The sequence below is a fragment of the Streptomyces sp. NPDC029292 genome (assembly GCF_055569295.1).
This window is the reverse complement of record NZ_JBVHXR010000019.1, coordinates 192,749-207,646: the sequence shown is the minus strand read 5'-3', so window position 1 is coordinate 207,646 and position 14,898 is coordinate 192,749. Positions and strand designations below refer to the sequence as shown.

Genomic DNA, 14,898 nt, shown 5'->3' with positions numbered 1-14,898 from the left:
GAAAGGGACGACGTCGCCATGGCAGATCACCAGGAAGCATCCGTCACTCTGCCGAGCGATCCCGCCTCGGTCTCCGCGGCCCGGAAGTTCGTCGCCGACGTGCTGGCCGAATGGGGCCTGCCGTGCGACTGCGAAGTCGCCGACACCGTACGCCTGATCGTGTCCGAACTAGCCACCAACGCCGTCCAGCACACGCTCGGACAGTCGCCCACCTTCACGGTCGATGTCCGGCTCGACCGAGAAGAACAACTGCGCATCGGCGTCACCGACAGCCACCCGCGCTTCCCCAAGCGTCTGCCCGCCGCCGTCGCACAGGACAACGGCCGAGGCATGGTGATCATCCGCTGGCTGACCGCCGAGTGCGGCGGCAGACTCACCGTCCGGCCCACTCGGGAGGGTGGTAAGACCGTCTCCATCGAACTGCCGTGGACGGCACCGGTCCAGCCGGTGCCCGCCGGAGGCCCGCAAGAGCCCTGAGCGGTGGCCTAGTTGTGCTGTGCGGCGCGTCCGAAGGCGCCGCGCAGCAGAGCCCGGAAAGCATCGGCCGCGGGTGCCGCCTCATCGATCCGGTGGACGACCGAGATCGTCCGGCGCAGATCTCCCGGCTCCAGCAGCCGCGTCCCCACCGGTGTCGCCGCGGTCCTCGCTACCATCTCCGGTACGACCGCGACCCCGAGCCCGGCGCTGACCAGCGCGCACACCAGGGCGTACCCCGGGGTCTCGACCAGCACCGACGGGGTGGCCCCGGCCCGGGCGAGCGCGGCCTCCACGCCCTGCCGGGGCGGATGGTCCGGGGCCATGCTGATCAGCGGCTGCCCGGCGAGTTCGGTCAGCGGCAGCCGCGCCGAGCCGCCCGCGAGGACATGCCCGGGAGCGGTCACCAGCACCAACTCCTCGACCAGCACCGGCTCCACGCCCACGGACGAAGGAAGGGGTACGGGCGCCGCGGGCTCGTAGGTGTGGGTCAGTGCCAGGTCCACCTCGCCCGCCGCGACCGCCGAAATGCCGGCCGGAGGCTCGTAGTTCGCGACCGCCAGCTCCACGTCCGGGTGCGCCCGGCGAAAGGCGCTGAGTACGGGCGGCAGCAGATGGATGCCCGCCGTCTGGAAGGTGCCCAGCCGCAGCGTGCCGCCCGACAGGCCCGCCAGACGCGCCAGTTCGTGCCGGGCCCGCTCCATCTCGTCGAGAATCCTGCGGGCCCGCGTCACCAGCAGCTCGCCCGCGCCCGTCAGCCGCGCCCCACGATGGGACCGCACCAACAGGGTCGCGCCCGCCTCCCGCTCCAGCTTCGCCAGCTGCTGGGAGAGCGCGGGCGGGGTGTAGCCGAGGCGCTCGGCGGCCCGGGTGATCGACCCTGCCTCGGCGACCGCCACCAGCGCCGCGAGCCGCGTCGGGTCGTACATGGCACCTCTCCACTAGCTCTGCCGCACTCGTCCGGGCCTGAACGGGCCTAAACGATTGCTTAAGACAGACCCAGGATATTCGACATACCTTCTGAAGGCCCGGTGCGGGCAGCCTGGTGTTCATGAACGCACAGCTCATCGCCTTCACGGGGGTCGCCGCGGGCATGGTCGCCATGCCGGGCGCCGATTTCGCCGTCGTCGTACGCAACGCCCTGGTCTCGCGCCGGGCCGGGGTCGTGTGCGCGCTCGGGGTCACGGGCGGGCTGCTCCTGCATACGGCGCTCGCCGTCGCCGGGGTCGCCGCGGTCCTCACGGCCGTCCCCGCGCTGTTCCGGGCGCTACAGGTCCTCGGCGGCGCCTATGTGCTCTATCTCGGGGTGCGGACGCTGCGGTCGCTGGGACGACCGCGCGAGACGGTCGCGGACCAGGCGGCACCCCGGGCGCGCCCGCTGCGACAGGGCTTCGTCACCAACGCGCTCAACCCGAAGGCGCCGATCACCTTCCTCAGCCTGCTGCCGCAGTTCGTGCCCGCGGGCAGCCCCGCCATGCCCCGCACCCTGCTGCTGGCGCTGATCGTGGTCGTCCTCGCCCTGCTGTGGTTCCCGGCGGTCGCGCTGCTGGTGGACCGGCTCGGCCGGTGGCTGCGCCGGCCGCGTACCGCCCGGGCCGTGGAGGGATTCACCGGTGCCGCGCTGACGATTCTCGGTCTGGTGCTTCTCCTGGAGCCGCTGCGGGTCTGATGTCCCGCTGCAGCAGCCAGGGCAGCACCCGCCACAGGGCCAGGCAGACGGCGAGCGTCCCCGCGCCCGCGGCGATGCCGGCGCCGCGGCCCAGCGTGACGTCCACGACGAGCAGCACCGATCCGGTGAACGCCAGCATGAGCACGCTCAGACCGACGGTGGCCAGCCGCGAGGAGACCCGCACGATGGTCGGCTTGACGTTGCGCTGGAACAACGAGCGGTGCAGGGCGGCGGGAGCCGTGAAGAGAGCGGCGGCCAGGACCGAGAGCAGCAGCGTGGTGACGTAGGTGGCGCGCTGCACCGTGTCGAGGGACGGGAAGCGCTGTGTGAAGGCCAGCGTCAGCAGGAAGGCGAAGAGGATCTGCACTCCGGTCTGCGTGACGCGCAGCTCCTGGAGCAGTTCGGCGAAGTTGCGGTCGGCGCGTTCGAGGGGCGTCTCGTGGCGTGCCGTCCGGGGAGGCTGATCGACCATGGTGAACGAGTAACCGTTCGGTCCCCGGTTCACGCCCCGTCATGGGCGGCGGCGCGGGCCACCGCCCCTGACGGGCGGATCAGCTGACCCGGCCGTACCAGACGCTCTTCGTCCAGATCTTCTGGAGCTTCACGACCTCTCCGGTCTTCGGGGAGTGCCAGATCTTTCCCTTCCCGGCGTAGATGCCGACGTGGTACACGCTCCGGCCCGAGTGGAAGAACACGAGGTCTCCGGCCTTGCGGTGCGAGGCGGAGACATGGTGGGTCTTGTTGTACTGCGCCGCGGCCGTACGAGGCAGTTGCTTGCCCGCCTTCTTGTACGAGTAGAGCGTGAGCCCGGAGCAGTCGAAGCGGCGTGGCCCCGCGGCGCCCCACTTGTACGGGGAGCCCTTCTTGGAGGCCGCGACCTGAAGTGCCTTCGTCGCGAGGGTGGCCGCCTCGGCGTCGGATGCGACGCCCGGGACCACCAGGCTGCCGCCCACGGCGGCGATGGTGAGGGCCGAGGCCGTACCGGCCCTCGTCCACAGCGACGGGACACGATTGAGCGCAGTCATGCGCAACCCTTCGTCAGCCGCCTGTGAAGGATGACCTGTCGGATTCGGACTGGCGAAGTAGCCCGGCCGCGCTGTGCGGCTTCACCCCAAGGACCGCCCGGATCTCTCCGGCGGCCCGCCGTGCTGGGTCCTCCACTCCTGCCGATCCACTTCTGTCGACCGGTCATCCGGGCGGCGGCAGGACTCGGCGTCCGCCCGGACCGCCCCGCCGCTTCGGCGGGGGCTTGTCGTCGGAAGGGATCTTCACGCATCTGTGTCGCAAATGCCGAGCGGAATCGGCGATTTGTGGGGTTACTCACCACTCACCCGTTCGGGTGGACACTCCTCCGTTCGAGGGGGTGTTGAGGGGGTCGACGATGCCCGTACCAGCATCGGAACACTTCATTCCGCCTCAGCGCTACGCCCGTTGCGCAACTTCTGCGCGCCTTTGGAAGGACCGGTGTCTACGCCATCCGGGGGTACACCATCCGGTCCGTTTGAGACCCGGGCCGGACGCTTCGTCGGCGCGTGCCGCGGCCCGGGTGTGCCTGCGTCAACTGTCGGAGTCGGGGGGCAGGGTGACCCGGGCCGCCCGCCGCTCGCCGTCGAGGACGCGCAGGGCCTGTGCCAGGGTCGGGGCATGTACCTCGCTCTCGCCCCGCTGGTGCATCAGCGCGAGGGCGTCACGCAGCGCCGTCGCCTTGCCGACCAGCGCCTGAGCGGCCCTCAGGCCGCGGTAGGTGTCACCGGGGCGGGCCGGGTTGATGCGGCCGAGCAGATCGACCACGTCGAGGTAACGGTCGATCAACTCGGCCTCGGCGCGCGTCAGCGCGGGCAGCGGGGGCAGATCGGGGATCATCGGGCGATCACCTCGCGCCGGGCGCGGTGCGCGAGGCCTTGCGGCTCGGGATGATCCGGTCGACCAGTCCGTACGCCACGGCCGCCGGCGCGTCCAGGATCTTGTCCCGCTCGATGTCCGCGGCGACGCGCTCCGGACTCTGCCCCGTGTGCCGTACGAGCATCTCCTCCAGCATCCTGCGGGTGCGCACCAACTCCTCGGCCTGGATGGCCAGATCACTCGCCTGCCCCTGCACCGGTTCGGGGAACGACGGCTGGTGCATGAGCACGCGCGCACCCGGCAGTGTGAACCGCTTGCCCGGTGTGCCCCCGGCCAGCAGCACGGCCGCGGCCGACGCCGCCTGACCCAGGCAGATCGTCTCCACGTCGCAGGTGACGAACTGCATCGTGTCGTAGACCGCCGTCATCGCGCTGAACGAGCCGCCGGGGGAGTTGATGTACAGCGAGATGTCCCGGTCCGGCGCCAGGTACTCGAGGTGCATGAACTGTGCCATCACATCGTTCGCCGATGTGTCGTCGATCGGCGTCCCGAGAAACACGATCCGCTCCTCGAGCAGCTTCGAGTACGGGTCCAGGGTCCGGTGCCCCGCGCTGGTGCGTTCGGTGAACTCGGGCAGGACATAGCGGGCGGACGGGCTGTCCATGGCGCGCGCCTCCTCTGATCGACGTCCGTAAAAAATGTACAGGACGTACGTCTCTGGGGAAGGGGGCCATGCTGAGAGCGAAAGCGGCGGCGGCCGCCCTCCGTGGGTGCTCGCGGAATCTTCCGCTGACCAGGGGCGTCAGAGCCCCGGTCTAAGCTGGACGACATGGCCTACGAGATTCCGGTGACGCAAGCCAGGGCTGAGCTCGCCGATCTGATCAACCGCGTGGTGTACGGCGGTGAGCGCGTCGTCGTGACGCGGCACGGGAAGCCCCTCGTCGCCCTGGTCTCCGCCGCCGACCTGGAGCGCCTCGAAGAACTCCCGGATCCCGCCGAGGAGCAGGTGGTCAGCTCCCTCTCCAGCGTCCGCGAGGTCGCGTCCGCTCCGCGCGAGCGCCAGCGCTTCGGCATCGCCGCGGAGCACCGGGGGCCCAACGCTTCCTGAGCCGCAGGCGGTTCGGACAGAGAGACAGAGAGACAGAGAGACAGAGAGAGACCGTGCGCCCCCGTCCGCTAGAGCGGGGGCGCACGGACGGTTCTGTGGGGGTGGCCGGTCGGCGGGGGCGGATCGCCGGGCCGATCCGGGAGGGCGGGGCCTCGCGTCGGTTCACGCGGGCGTTTTCCGGCGCGGTTCATATGGCGGTTCCTGAGGGCCCTCTTCCTGGAGAGGGGTAACCGCGCGGGATCCTGGGGCTCGCCGACGCGGGCTTCGCCCGGCGATGGTCCCCGCGGTCGCGGGGCGAGCCTTGAGCGTGCTGCCCAGCAGTACCGCTCCCAGGCCGAGCACGGCCCACCAGGTCAGGGTCAGCGCGGGCCCGGTCGCGGCGGCGCCGTCGAAGAACGACACCGAGAACGACACCGAGCGCAGCAGCGACACGCTCGCGCCCTGCGGCAGCCACTGGCCGATCGTCCCGACCGGCACGGGCAGCATCTGCGGAGCGGACCCGCGCCGGAGAAGGGGTTTCCGAGCAGGACGACCAGGAGCGCGCCGAGCCCGATGCCGGCCGGCCCCATGAGCGCCGCGAGCCCGGCGACGGCGCCGCTCACCGCCGGCGTCGACAGGCTCAGCGAGACGGCCTCGGCCCACCAGTCACCGGAGAGGATTCCCAGCCGGCTGTGCGCGATCGCGGTGGCCACCAAGCCGACGGCGACGGCGGCACCGGTCAGTGCGGCGGCCGCCCGGACACCCCGCAGACCGAGCAGGGTGATCACCGATCCCGCGGCCACACCGGCCAGCGCAAGCGGGAGCACGCTCGCGGTCAGGGCCGCGCCGCGCGGGTCCTTCGCGGAGGCGGGGACCACGTCGACGGTCGTCACCTTCGTGCCCTGCGGAGCCTGCTGCGCCACCGTCGGCTGGAGAATCTGGGCGACGAGCGGACTCGCCGCGGTGGCGGTCAGCAGTTCGGGGCCACCCTGCGCGGTGGCGACGACCGCGCCGTATACGGTCCGGTCCTCGATGGCGTTCCGGGCGGCCGCCTCGTCGGCGTAGCGGTGGATCTCGAACGCGCCCTCGTGCCGCGCCAGTTGCTTCTGGAGCTGGGCGGTCGCGGTCGCGGAGCCCGCCACGCCGAGCGGCAGGTCGCGGGGTGTGGTGCGGGCGGCCGGCCAGGTGAAGGCCCACATTACCGGCGCCACCAGTGCGGGGATCAGCGCGATCACGGCGACCGTAAGGCGGCCGAACGCCGGCGGCGGTGCGACGGCGCCGGAGGGCGTGGCGGAGGCGGCGGTCATGATCTTCCTGGTTTCCCTGGGGCGTGGGTCTCACGCCGGTCTGATGCACGCGGATGCCGATGCCGATGCCATGGCGCGGACGATGATCGCGCTCGCGCAGGGATTCGCGGCGCAGATGGCGCTGTTCCCCTCCGTACCGGCGGAGACCCTCCGGGACGGCCTGCGGGCTCTGATGAGCACGGGAGGGCCCGTCTCCCGGCCGTGAGTGGATCACAGCCTGGTTAACGTCCTTGAAACTCCGGCCAACTACCGTGCGCATCCATGCCACCAGGGGTTTTGGTGGCTGCGGCCACCGGACCCCGCACGGTCCGGAGCGAGGACTGTGAGGTGGGACGCCGTGCAACTGACCCCGCACGAGCAAGAGAGGCTGCTGATCCATGTGGCAGCCGACGTGGCCGAGAAGCGGCGCGCCCGCGGGCTGAAACTCAACCACCCCGAGGCCGTGGCGCTCATCACGTCGCACATCCTCGAAGGTGCCCGTGACGGCCGGACCGTCGCCGAACTGATGTCCTCCGGACGCAAGATCCTCACCCGGGACGACGTCATGGAGGGCATCCCCGAGATGATCCACGACGTCCAGGTCGAGGCGACCTTCCCGGACGGCACCAAGCTCGTCACCGTCCACGACCCGATCGTCTGACGGGGGAGGGAACGCCATGATTCCCGGAGAGATCCTCTTCGCCGACGGTCCCGTCGCCTTCAACGAAGGCCGCGAGATCACCACCCTGACCGTTCTCAACGCGGCCGACCGGCCCGTTCAGGTCGGCTCCCACTACCACTTCGCCGAGGCCAACCCCGGTCTGGACTTCGACCGCGCCGCCGCGCGCGGCAAGCGGCTCAACGTCGCCGCCGGCACCGCCGTGCGCTTCGAGCCCGGGATCCCCGTCGACGTCGAACTCGTTCCGCTCGCCGGCGCCCGTGTGGTGCCCGGACTGCGCGGTGAGACCGGAGGTGCCCTCGATGCCTGAGATCTCGCGTGCCGCGTATGCCGATCTGTTCGGCCCCACCACCGGCGACCGCATCCGGCTCGCCGACACCGATCTGCTGATCGAGATCGAGGAGGATCGTTCCGGGGGTCCCGGGCTCGCCGGTGACGAGGCGGTGTTCGGCGGCGGCAAGGTCATCCGCGAATCCATGGGTCAGGCGCGTGCTACGCGCGCAGACGGCACCCCGGACACGGTCATCACGGGTGTCGTCATCGTCGATCACTGGGGGATCGTCAAGGCCGACGTCGGCCTCCGCGACGGCCGGATCACCGGCATCGGCAAGGCGGGCAATCCCGACACGATGGACGGGGTGCACCCCGATCTCGTCATCGGCCCGGAGACCGAGATCATCGCGGGCAACGGGCGGATCCTGACGGCGGGCGCCATCGACGCGCACGTCCACCTGATCTGTCCGCAGATCGCCGACGAGGCGCTCGCCTCCGGCATCACGACGCTGATCGGCGGCGGCACGGGTCCCGCCGAGGGCTCGAAGGCGACGACCGTCACTCCCGGCCCCTGGCATCTGGCCCGGATGCTGGAGGCGATGGAGCAGTACCCGCTCAACTTCGGTCTGCTCGGCAAGGGCAACACCGTCTCGCACGACGCGATGCTGTCGCAGATCCGCGGCGGCGCGCTCGGCCTGAAGATCCACGAGGACTGGGGGTCGACGCCCGCGGCGATCGACGCCGCGCTGACCGTCGCCGACCGGACCGGCATCCAGGTCGCCATCCACACGGACACGCTGAACGAGTCCGGGTTCGTCGGCGACACGCTCGCCGCGATCGGCGGCCGCGGTATCCACGCGTACCACACCGAGGGCGCGGGCGGCGGGCACGCGCCCGACATCATGACCGTGGTCTCCGAGCCGCATGTGCTGCCCAGCTCCACCAACCCGACCCGGCCCTACACCGTCAACACCGCCGAGGAACACCTCGACATGCTGATGGTCTGCCACCACCTCAACCCGGCCGTCCCCGAGGACCTCGCCTTCGCGGAGTCCCGGATCCGGCCCTCCACCATCGGGGCCGAGGACATCCTGCACGACCTGGGTGCCATCTCGATCATTTCGTCCGACGCCCAGGCCATGGGGCGGGTGGGTGAAGTCATCATGCGGACCTGGCAGACGGCTCATGTGATGAAGCGGCGGCGGGGTGCGCTGCCGGGCGACGGCCGCGCGGACAACCATCGCGTACGTCGCTATGTCGCCAAGTACACGATCAACCCGGCGCTCGCGCAGGGGCTCGCCCGCGAGGTCGGCTCCGTCGAGACCGGCAAGCTCGCCGACCTCGTGCTCTGGGAGCCCGCGTTCTTCGGCGTCAAGCCGCATCTCGTCATCAAGGGCGGACAGATCGCGTACGCGCAGATGGGCGACGCCAACGCGTCCATCCCGACGCCGCAGCCGATCCTGCCCCGGCCGATGTTCGGGGCGATCGGACGGGCCCCGGCCGCGAACTCGTTCAACTTCGTGGCGCCGCTCGCCATCGAGGACGGGCTGCCGGAGCGGCTCTCGCTCGGGAAGCGGTTCGTCGGCATCGAGTCGACGCGGGCGGTCACCAAGGCGGACATGCGCGAGAACGACGCGCGGCCGCGGGTGCAGATCGACCCCGACAGCTTCGCCGTGCACATCGACGGGGAGCTGGTGGAGGCCACGCCCGCCGCCGAACTGCCCATGGCCCAGCGCTACTTCCTCTTCTGATGTCCAGGGCAGCGCTACTCGTTCTGGCCGACGGCCGCTTTCCCGCCGGAGGGCATGCGCACTCCGGCGGGGCCGAGGCCGCCGTCAAGGCCGGGCGGATCACCGGGGCGGCGAGTCTGGAGGACTTCTGCCGCGGGCGGTTGCATACGGCGGGGCTGGTGTCGGCCTCACTGGCCGCGGCGGCCGCCATCGGGGTCGACCCGGTGGCGCTGGACGCGGCTGCGGATGCCCGTACGCCGTCGCCCGCGTTGCGGGTTGCCGCCCGCAGGCTTGGGCGGCAGTTGATGCGGGCGGCTCGGGCCACCTGGCCCTCGGCCGAGCTTGACGCGCTGGCTCGGGAGTTCCCCAAGGGGGCGCATCAGCCGGTTGTGCTGGGGCTGGCCGCGCGGGGGGCCGGGCTCGGGCCCGATGATGCCGCGTACTGCTCCGCGTACGAGAGTGTCAGTGGTCCGGCGACCGCGACCGTCCGGCTGCTGAGCCTTGACCCGTTCGATGCCACGGCGGTTCTTGCCCGGCTCGCTCCGGAGCTGGACCTTGTGGCCCATCAGGCGGCGGACGCCGCCCGCCACGCGCTCGACGACGAGGTCGGGGTCGATGCCTTGCCTGCGGCGTCCGCGCCGCTGTTGGAGATCAGTGCGGAGGCGCATGCGGCTTGGCCTGTACGTCTGTTCGCGTCGTAGGGGTTTTCGCCCCCTCCGCCCCTGCCCTTCCCGTATCTGGGGGCTGCCGCCCCCAGACCCCCGCTTCGGCCTGAACGGCCTCGTCCTCAAACGCCGGACGGGCTGAAAACCCCGGCCGGAGCTGAAAACTGGAGCCGCCATCATGCACCTCGACCACACCCACTCCCACGACGGCCCCTCCGCCGTCAGCGCCGACGCGCACCGCGCCGACGGCTCGCGCCGTGCCCTGCGGATCGGGCTCGGCGGACCCGTGGGTTCCGGGAAGACCGCGACCGTCGCGGCGCTGTGCCGGGTCCTGCGCGAGGAGTTGTCGCTCGCCGTCGTCACCAATGACATCTACACGCGTGAGGATGCCGAGTTCCTGCTGCGGGAAGCCGTGCTGCCGCCCGAGCGGATCACCGCCGTGGAGACGGGGGCGTGTCCGCACACGGCGATCCGGGACGACATCTCGGCGAACCTCGAAGCGGTGGAGGATCTGGAGGACGAGGTGGGGCCGCTGGATCTCATCCTCGTGGAGTCCGGGGGCGACAACCTCACCGCGACGTTCTCCAAGGGGCTCGTCGACGCGCAGATCTTCGTGATCGATGTGGCGGGAGGGGACGACATTCCGCGCAAGGGCGGGCCCGGTGTGACCACTGCCGATCTGCTCGTGGTCAACAAGACCGACCTCGCGCCGTACGTGGGCTCCGATCTGGGGCGGATGGCCGCGGACGCCAAGACGCAGCGGGCCGAACTGCCCGTCGTCTTCCAGTCGTTGCGGACGGAGGACGGGGTCACGGCGGTCGCCGGGTGGGTGCGGGAGCGGCTCGCCGCGTGGGCGGCATGACGGCAGCGGGGGTGCGGGCCACCGCACGGATTTCGGCGCGGGACGACGGACGGGGCGGCACCTCGTTGCCCGTCCTGGAAGGTCATGGGCCGCTCGCCCTGCGCCGGACCCGGGCGAGCGGCTCCGAGGCGCGCGTCATGATCGTCGGTGCGATGAGCGGTCCGCTCGGCGGGGACCACTTCACCGTCGAGGCGGAGGCGGGCGAAGGAGCGCGGCTGCACGTCGGATCGGCCGCCGCCACCATCGCCCTGCCGGGACAGGCCAAGGGCGAGGCCCGCTACGACGTGCGCCTGAGCGTCGCGGACGGGGGCGAACTGCTGTGGCTGCCCGAGCAGTTGATCTCCGCCAACGGGAGTGATCTGTACGTCTCCTCGCGCGTCGACCTGGCGGCGGGTGCCCGGCTCGTCTTCCGGGAGGAGCAGGTACTCGGGCGCGCCGGTGAGGAACCAGGGCGGCTCAGCAGCCGTCTTACCGTGCGGCTCGACGGACGGCCGTTGCTGGACCAGGAGTTGTCGTGCGGGCCGGGTGCGCACGGAGGGTGGGACGGACCCGCTGTCCTCGGGGGCCGGCGCGCCGTGGGGCAACTCGTCGTCGTACGGCCGGAGTTCGAGAAGGAGCCGCCGCAGGGGCGACTGCTGGGGGAGTACGCGGCACTCACGCCGCTTGCCGGGCCCGCCGTGCTCGTGACCGCGCTGGCGTCCGACGCGCTGCGGCTGCGGCGCGTGCTGGACGAGGCGTTGCGTGTGCTCGGCTGAAACAAACCTCTCCGCTCAACGGAGCATCGCGCACCGGTTATCGGATTAGTAAAGAAGGCCGGTCACCTCTGTTCTCAGGGACCTCACAGCCGAAAGGATCCCCGTACCAATCGCAACGATGTACGGGGAGGTCCCACTTGAGGGCTATGAGACCGACGAGACGGGTGACAGCGCTCGGTTCGGCCGGAGCGCTCGTCACGGCGACCCTGATAGCCGGAGCCGTCGCGGCGCCGTCGGCCACCGCCGACTCGCGCCACGGCCAGAGCCGCGAGCAGCGCGGAGCGGCGATCGCCGCGGACCGGGCCGCCAAGGCCGGGATCGACTGGCAGGACTGTCCGGCGGACTGGGGCTTGGAGAAGCCGATCCAGTGCGGCTGGGTCACCGTCCCGCTCGACTACGCCCACCCGAACGGCAAGCAGATCAAGCTGGCCGTGGACCGCATCGGGAACACCGGCACCCAGGAGGAGCGCCAGGGCGCCCTCGTCTACAACCCGGGCGGCCCCGGTGGTTCGGGCATGCGCTTCCCGCGCCGCGTGACCACCAAGAGCGCCATCTGGGCGAACGCCGCCAAGGCATACGACTTCGTGGGCTTCGACCCGCGCGGTGTCGGCCACTCGGCGCCGATCTCCTGCATCGACCCTCAGGAGTTCGTGAAGGCGCCCAAGGCCGACCCCGTCCCCGACACGGAGGCGGACAAGCTCGCCCAGCGCAAGCTGGCCGCCGAGTACGCGGACGGCTGCGCCGAGCGCAGCGGCGACATGCTGCCGCAGATGACCACGCCGAACACCGCGCGCGATCTCGACGTCATCCGGGCCGCCCTCGGTGAGAAGAAGCTCAACTACCTGGGCGTCTCCTACGGCACGTACCTGGGTGCCGTCTACGGCACGCTCTTCCCGGGGCACGTCCGTCGCATGGTCGTCGACAGTGTCGTCAACCCGGCGCGGGAGAACATCTGGTACCAGGCCAACCTCGAGCAGGACGTCGCCTTCGAGGGACGCTGGAAGGACTGGGAGGACTGGGTCGCCCAGAACGACGCGGCCTTCCACCTCGGCGGCACCCGGGCCGAGGTCCAGGACCAGTGGCTGAAGCTGCGGGCCACCGCCAAGGCGAACCCGCTCGGTGGCGTCGTGGGACCGGCCGAGCTGATCTCCTTCTTCCAGAGCGCCCCGTACTACGACTCGTCGTGGGTGCCGGTCGCGACGGTGTTCAGCAAGTACGTCGCCGGTGACACCCAGGCGCTCGTCGACGCCGCCGCCCCCGACCTGTCGGACACCGCGGGCAACATCTCCTCGGAGAACGGCAACGCCGTCTACACGGCCGTCGAGTGCGCGGATGCCAAGTGGCCCACCAGCTGGAGGAAGTGGGACAAGGACAACACGCGGCTCAACAAGGACTACCCGTTCATGACGTGGGCCAACGCGTGGATGAACCTGCCCTGTGCCACCTGGCCGGCCAAGCAGCAGACCCCGGTGGACGTCAGGACCGGCAAGGGTCTGCCGGCCGTCCTGATCGTGCAGTCCACGCGTGACGCCGCCACCCCGTACGCCGGCGCCGTCGAACTGCACAAGCGTTTCCAGGGCTCCCGCCTGATCACCGAGCAGGGCGCGGGCTCGCACGGCGTGACCGGCCTGGTCAACCCGTGCATCAACGGGCGGGTGGACACCTACCTGCTCACCGGAAAGACGGACGCGGCCGACGTGACGTGCACGCCGCACGCCACACCGAATCCGTAGTTCCCCGCGGACGAGGGGGCGGCCGGGTTTCCGGTCGCCCCCTCCTTCATGACGTCAGCCAGGCGTCTTCCGCCGCGTAGTCGAAGAGATCCCCGTACGTCCGGAACATCGCGGGGTATGCCTCCCGCCAGTCCCGCCCGGCCAGTCGGCGCTCGATCCAGGCGATCGACTCCGGGAGCGACTCGGCGTAGCGGATCACCGGGCGGTAGCCCAACTCCCGTTCTGCCGCGGTCATGTCGCAGATGACGGGCAGCGGAACCGACCAGGGCGTGTCGCCCACGGTGGGGGCGGGAGCGGGGCCGTCCACCAGAACGTCCTCGTTCTCCACGCCCATCACGGCGTCGATCGCCGCGCCGATCTCCGCCACCGTGGGCGCGTCGGGGTCGCAGGCGTTGAGGACCCGCGATCCCGGTCGTGCGGCCGCCAGGCGGATCAGCTCCGCGATGTTGCGGACGTTCGCCGGATGGAAGCGGCTCTCACCGCCGAACGCTAGGATCCGCCGGCGACGGCCGTCGAGATTGCGCTTGACGAAATACAGCTCGCGGGGCGAGCGGCAGTACGGGCCGTGGATCGCGCCCGCGCGCAGCAGGGTCGTCGGCAACTGGTCACCCGCGGCGAGGAGTTCACGCTCGAGGGCCACCTTCTGAGTGCTGTACGTGGCAGCACCGGGCGGAACGGTGCGTTGCCCCTCCGGAATCGGCACCGGGTACTCGGGAAACCCGTCCGGTTCGGACTGCGTATCGAAGCCGCGCCCCTTGTCGTCCTCGTACACCGACACGCTGGAGATCACCACGGCCGAGCCGACCCGATCGGCCAGACCGGTCAGCTGGCGTGCGTGTTCCGCCCCGTACGCGACCATGTCGACCAGCACGTCGCAGCCGTCGCCGATCACCGCGCCCAGTGCCGCGTTGTCGTCGCGGCCGAGCTGTGCCGCACGTACCTCCGCGGGCCAGGTGTCGTCCCGGCCCCCGCCGCGCGACGCGGCCGTCACCTCCCAGCCGTCCCGCGCCAGCGCGCCCACAGCCGCGCGCCCGATCTGTCCGGTCGCTCCGATCACTACAGCACGTCTCATACGTAGAAAATGTACAGGACGTACGCTCTAGTTGGCGGTCTCATCAACTCAGCGGCATCCGGGGGAATTTGCGACCCGCCTCCACCTTCTCGGCGGCCTCCTCCGCCTTGACGACGGCCGCGTACCGGTCGACGTACTCCTGCTCGGAGAGGGTGAGGATGGCGTACATGATCTCGTCGGTGATGGCGCGCAGGATGGCCTTCTCGTTCTCCATCCCGGCATAGCGGGAGAAGTCGAGGGGCTTGCCGAAGCGGATCACCACGGGGTGGAAGTTCGGGATCTTCTGACCCGGGGGCTGGGCCTCGAAGGTGCCGATCATCGCGCAGGGGATGACCGGCACTTGGGCCTTGAGGGCCATCACCGCGACGCCGACCTTGCCCTTGTAGAGGCGGCCGTCGTGCGAGCGGGTGCCCTCCGGGTAGATGCCGAGCAGTTCGTTCTTGCGCAGCACGCCGAGGCCCTCACGGATCGCGGCCTGGCCCGCCTCCTTGCCGGAGCGGTCCACCGGGATCTGCCCGGCGCTGCGGAAGAAGGCGGCCGTGAGCCTGCCCTTGATACCCGGGCCCGTGAAGTACTCGGCCTTCGCGAGGAAGGTGATGCGCCGCTTGAGGATCGCGGGCATCAGGAAGTGGTCCGAGAACGACAGATGGTTGCCGGCGACAATGGCCGCGCCCGACGACGGTATGTGCTCAAGTCCCTCGATCCGAGGCCGGAACACCAGCCTCAACAACGGCCCAAGAAGGACGTATTTGAGGACGTAATAAAACACTG

Annotated in this window: 18 protein-coding genes and 1 pseudogene; 11 read left to right on the top strand and 8 right to left on the bottom strand. The window is 70.7% G+C overall.

Annotated elements, in window-relative coordinates; all coding sequences use genetic code 11:
* The first annotated feature begins 18 nt into the window (after positions 1-18).
* Positions 19-477 carry an ATP-binding protein gene (locus ACZ4WS_RS35025; protein ID WP_467986843.1) on the top strand — a complete coding sequence of 153 codons (459 nt, stop codon included), beginning with the start codon at positions 19-21 and terminating at the stop codon, positions 475-477.
* A gap of 8 nt (positions 478-485) precedes the next feature.
* Here ACZ4WS_RS35025 and ACZ4WS_RS35020 read toward each other — a convergent pair whose 3' ends face one another.
* Complete coding sequence (locus tag ACZ4WS_RS35020; protein ID WP_467986842.1) at positions 486-1,403, bottom strand: LysR family transcriptional regulator; 918 nt, start codon at positions 1,401-1,403, stop codon at positions 486-488.
* Between the two features lie 122 nt (positions 1,404-1,525).
* On the opposite strand from ACZ4WS_RS35020, the gene ACZ4WS_RS35015 reads away from it, so the two are divergent.
* Entirely contained in the window at positions 1,526-2,143 is a 618-nt protein-coding gene (locus ACZ4WS_RS35015) for a LysE family translocator (RefSeq protein ID WP_467986841.1), read from the top strand.
* Here ACZ4WS_RS35015 and ACZ4WS_RS35010 read toward each other — a convergent pair.
* From ACZ4WS_RS35010 to ACZ4WS_RS34995, 4 genes are all read right to left on the bottom strand, one after another.
* Positions 2,082-2,615, bottom strand: a complete 534-nt coding sequence (locus ACZ4WS_RS35010; RefSeq protein ID WP_467986892.1) for a DUF6328 family protein — start codon at positions 2,613-2,615, stop codon at positions 2,082-2,084. The genes ACZ4WS_RS35015 and ACZ4WS_RS35010 overlap by 62 nt on opposite strands.
* Before the next feature lie 79 nt (positions 2,616-2,694).
* A complete protein-coding gene (locus ACZ4WS_RS35005; protein ID WP_467986839.1) occupies positions 2,695-3,168 on the bottom strand; it encodes a C40 family peptidase in 474 nt (157 codons plus the stop codon).
* A gap of 532 nt (positions 3,169-3,700) precedes the next feature.
* Positions 3,701-4,006 (bottom strand): hypothetical protein, encoded by a 306-nt coding sequence (locus tag ACZ4WS_RS35000; protein WP_467986838.1) that lies wholly within the window; start codon positions 4,004-4,006, stop codon positions 3,701-3,703.
* Positions 4,007-4,013: 7 nt separating this feature from the next.
* Positions 4,014-4,649, bottom strand: a complete 636-nt coding sequence (locus tag ACZ4WS_RS34995) for an ATP-dependent Clp protease proteolytic subunit (RefSeq protein WP_467986837.1) — start codon at positions 4,647-4,649, stop codon at positions 4,014-4,016.
* A gap of 165 nt (positions 4,650-4,814) precedes the next feature.
* Between ACZ4WS_RS34995 and ACZ4WS_RS34990 the strand changes: the two genes are divergently transcribed.
* Complete coding sequence (locus tag ACZ4WS_RS34990) at positions 4,815-5,093, top strand: type II toxin-antitoxin system Phd/YefM family antitoxin (protein ID WP_467986836.1); 279 nt, start codon at positions 4,815-4,817, stop codon at positions 5,091-5,093.
* Positions 5,094-5,255: 162 nt separating this feature from the next.
* On the opposite strand, the pseudogene ACZ4WS_RS34985 reads toward ACZ4WS_RS34990, so the two are convergent.
* Positions 5,256-6,379, bottom strand: a pseudogene (locus ACZ4WS_RS34985) (ABC transporter permease).
* Here ACZ4WS_RS34985 and ACZ4WS_RS34980 point away from each other — a divergent pair.
* From ACZ4WS_RS34980 to ACZ4WS_RS34945, 8 genes are all read left to right on the top strand, one after another.
* Entirely contained in the window at positions 6,378-6,584 is a 207-nt protein-coding gene (locus tag ACZ4WS_RS34980; protein WP_467986835.1) for a hypothetical protein, read from the top strand. The pseudogene ACZ4WS_RS34985 and the gene ACZ4WS_RS34980 sit on opposite strands and share 2 nt — an antisense overlap.
* A 132-nt stretch (positions 6,585-6,716) precedes the next feature.
* Positions 6,717-7,019: an urease subunit gamma gene (locus ACZ4WS_RS34975; RefSeq protein WP_054229180.1), complete on the top strand. Its 303-nt coding sequence runs from the start codon at positions 6,717-6,719 to the stop codon at positions 7,017-7,019.
* Between the two features lie 16 nt (positions 7,020-7,035).
* Complete coding sequence (locus ACZ4WS_RS34970; protein ID WP_467986833.1) at positions 7,036-7,347, top strand: urease subunit beta; 312 nt, start codon at positions 7,036-7,038, stop codon at positions 7,345-7,347.
* Complete coding sequence (locus ACZ4WS_RS34965) at positions 7,340-9,061, top strand: urease subunit alpha (RefSeq protein ID WP_467986832.1); 1,722 nt, start codon at positions 7,340-7,342, stop codon at positions 9,059-9,061. Before ACZ4WS_RS34970 ends, ACZ4WS_RS34965 begins: the two co-directional genes overlap by 8 nt.
* Positions 9,061-9,741: an urease accessory protein UreF gene (locus ACZ4WS_RS34960; protein ID WP_467986831.1), complete on the top strand. Its 681-nt coding sequence runs from the start codon at positions 9,061-9,063 to the stop codon at positions 9,739-9,741. Before ACZ4WS_RS34965 ends, ACZ4WS_RS34960 begins: the two co-directional genes overlap by 1 nt.
* A 142-nt stretch (positions 9,742-9,883) precedes the next feature.
* Positions 9,884-10,567 carry an urease accessory protein UreG gene (gene ureG, locus ACZ4WS_RS34955; RefSeq protein ID WP_467986830.1) on the top strand — a complete coding sequence of 228 codons (684 nt, stop codon included), beginning with the start codon at positions 9,884-9,886 and terminating at the stop codon, positions 10,565-10,567.
* Positions 10,564-11,322 carry an urease accessory protein UreD gene (locus tag ACZ4WS_RS34950; RefSeq protein ID WP_467986829.1) on the top strand — a complete coding sequence of 253 codons (759 nt, stop codon included), beginning with the start codon at positions 10,564-10,566 and terminating at the stop codon, positions 11,320-11,322. Before ureG ends, ACZ4WS_RS34950 begins: the two co-directional genes overlap by 4 nt.
* Before the next feature lie 137 nt (positions 11,323-11,459).
* Positions 11,460-13,055 (top strand): alpha/beta hydrolase, encoded by a 1,596-nt coding sequence (locus ACZ4WS_RS34945; RefSeq protein ID WP_467986827.1) that lies wholly within the window; start codon positions 11,460-11,462, stop codon positions 13,053-13,055.
* A gap of 46 nt (positions 13,056-13,101) precedes the next feature.
* Here the strand turns inward: ACZ4WS_RS34945 and ACZ4WS_RS34940 are convergent, their stop codons facing one another.
* Both ACZ4WS_RS34940 and ACZ4WS_RS34935 read right to left on the bottom strand, forming a co-directional pair.
* Positions 13,102-14,127, bottom strand: a complete 1,026-nt coding sequence (locus ACZ4WS_RS34940) for an NAD-dependent epimerase/dehydratase family protein (protein WP_467986826.1) — start codon at positions 14,125-14,127, stop codon at positions 13,102-13,104.
* Positions 14,128-14,170: 43 nt separating this feature from the next.
* A complete protein-coding gene (locus ACZ4WS_RS34935; RefSeq protein ID WP_467986824.1) occupies positions 14,171-14,896 on the bottom strand; it encodes a lysophospholipid acyltransferase family protein in 726 nt (241 codons plus the stop codon).
* Positions 14,897-14,898 lie beyond the last annotated feature (2 nt).

Bases quoted from the DNA above. Each gene is read 5' to 3' on its own strand.
- ACZ4WS_RS35025 (WP_467986843.1), top strand. From the start codon at position 19: ATGGCAGATCACCAGGAAGCATCCGTCACTCTGCCGAGCGATCCCGCC.
- ACZ4WS_RS35020 (WP_467986842.1), bottom strand. From the start codon at position 1,403: ATGTACGACCCGACGCGGCTCGCGGCGCTGGTGGCGGTCGCCGAGGCA.
- ACZ4WS_RS35015 (WP_467986841.1), top strand. From the start codon at position 1,526: ATGAACGCACAGCTCATCGCCTTCACGGGGGTCGCCGCGGGCATGGTC.
- ACZ4WS_RS35010 (WP_467986892.1), bottom strand. From the start codon at position 2,615: ATGGTCGATCAGCCTCCCCGGACGGCACGCCACGAGACGCCCCTCGAA.
- ACZ4WS_RS35005 (WP_467986839.1), bottom strand. From the start codon at position 3,168: ATGACTGCGCTCAATCGTGTCCCGTCGCTGTGGACGAGGGCCGGTACG.
- ACZ4WS_RS35000 (WP_467986838.1), bottom strand. From the start codon at position 4,006: ATGATCCCCGATCTGCCCCCGCTGCCCGCGCTGACGCGCGCCGAGGCC.
- ACZ4WS_RS34995 (WP_467986837.1), bottom strand. From the start codon at position 4,649: ATGGACAGCCCGTCCGCCCGCTATGTCCTGCCCGAGTTCACCGAACGC.
- ACZ4WS_RS34990 (WP_467986836.1), top strand. From the start codon at position 4,815: ATGGCCTACGAGATTCCGGTGACGCAAGCCAGGGCTGAGCTCGCCGAT.
- ACZ4WS_RS34980 (WP_467986835.1), top strand. From the start codon at position 6,378: ATGATCTTCCTGGTTTCCCTGGGGCGTGGGTCTCACGCCGGTCTGATG.
- ACZ4WS_RS34970 (WP_467986833.1), top strand. From the start codon at position 7,036: ATGATTCCCGGAGAGATCCTCTTCGCCGACGGTCCCGTCGCCTTCAAC.
- ACZ4WS_RS34965 (WP_467986832.1), top strand. From the start codon at position 7,340: ATGCCTGAGATCTCGCGTGCCGCGTATGCCGATCTGTTCGGCCCCACC.
- ACZ4WS_RS34960 (WP_467986831.1), top strand. From the start codon at position 9,061: ATGTCCAGGGCAGCGCTACTCGTTCTGGCCGACGGCCGCTTTCCCGCC.
- ureG (WP_467986830.1), top strand. From the start codon at position 9,884: ATGCACCTCGACCACACCCACTCCCACGACGGCCCCTCCGCCGTCAGC.
- ACZ4WS_RS34950 (WP_467986829.1), top strand. From the start codon at position 10,564: ATGACGGCAGCGGGGGTGCGGGCCACCGCACGGATTTCGGCGCGGGAC.
- ACZ4WS_RS34940 (WP_467986826.1), bottom strand. From the start codon at position 14,127: ATGAGACGTGCTGTAGTGATCGGAGCGACCGGACAGATCGGGCGCGCG.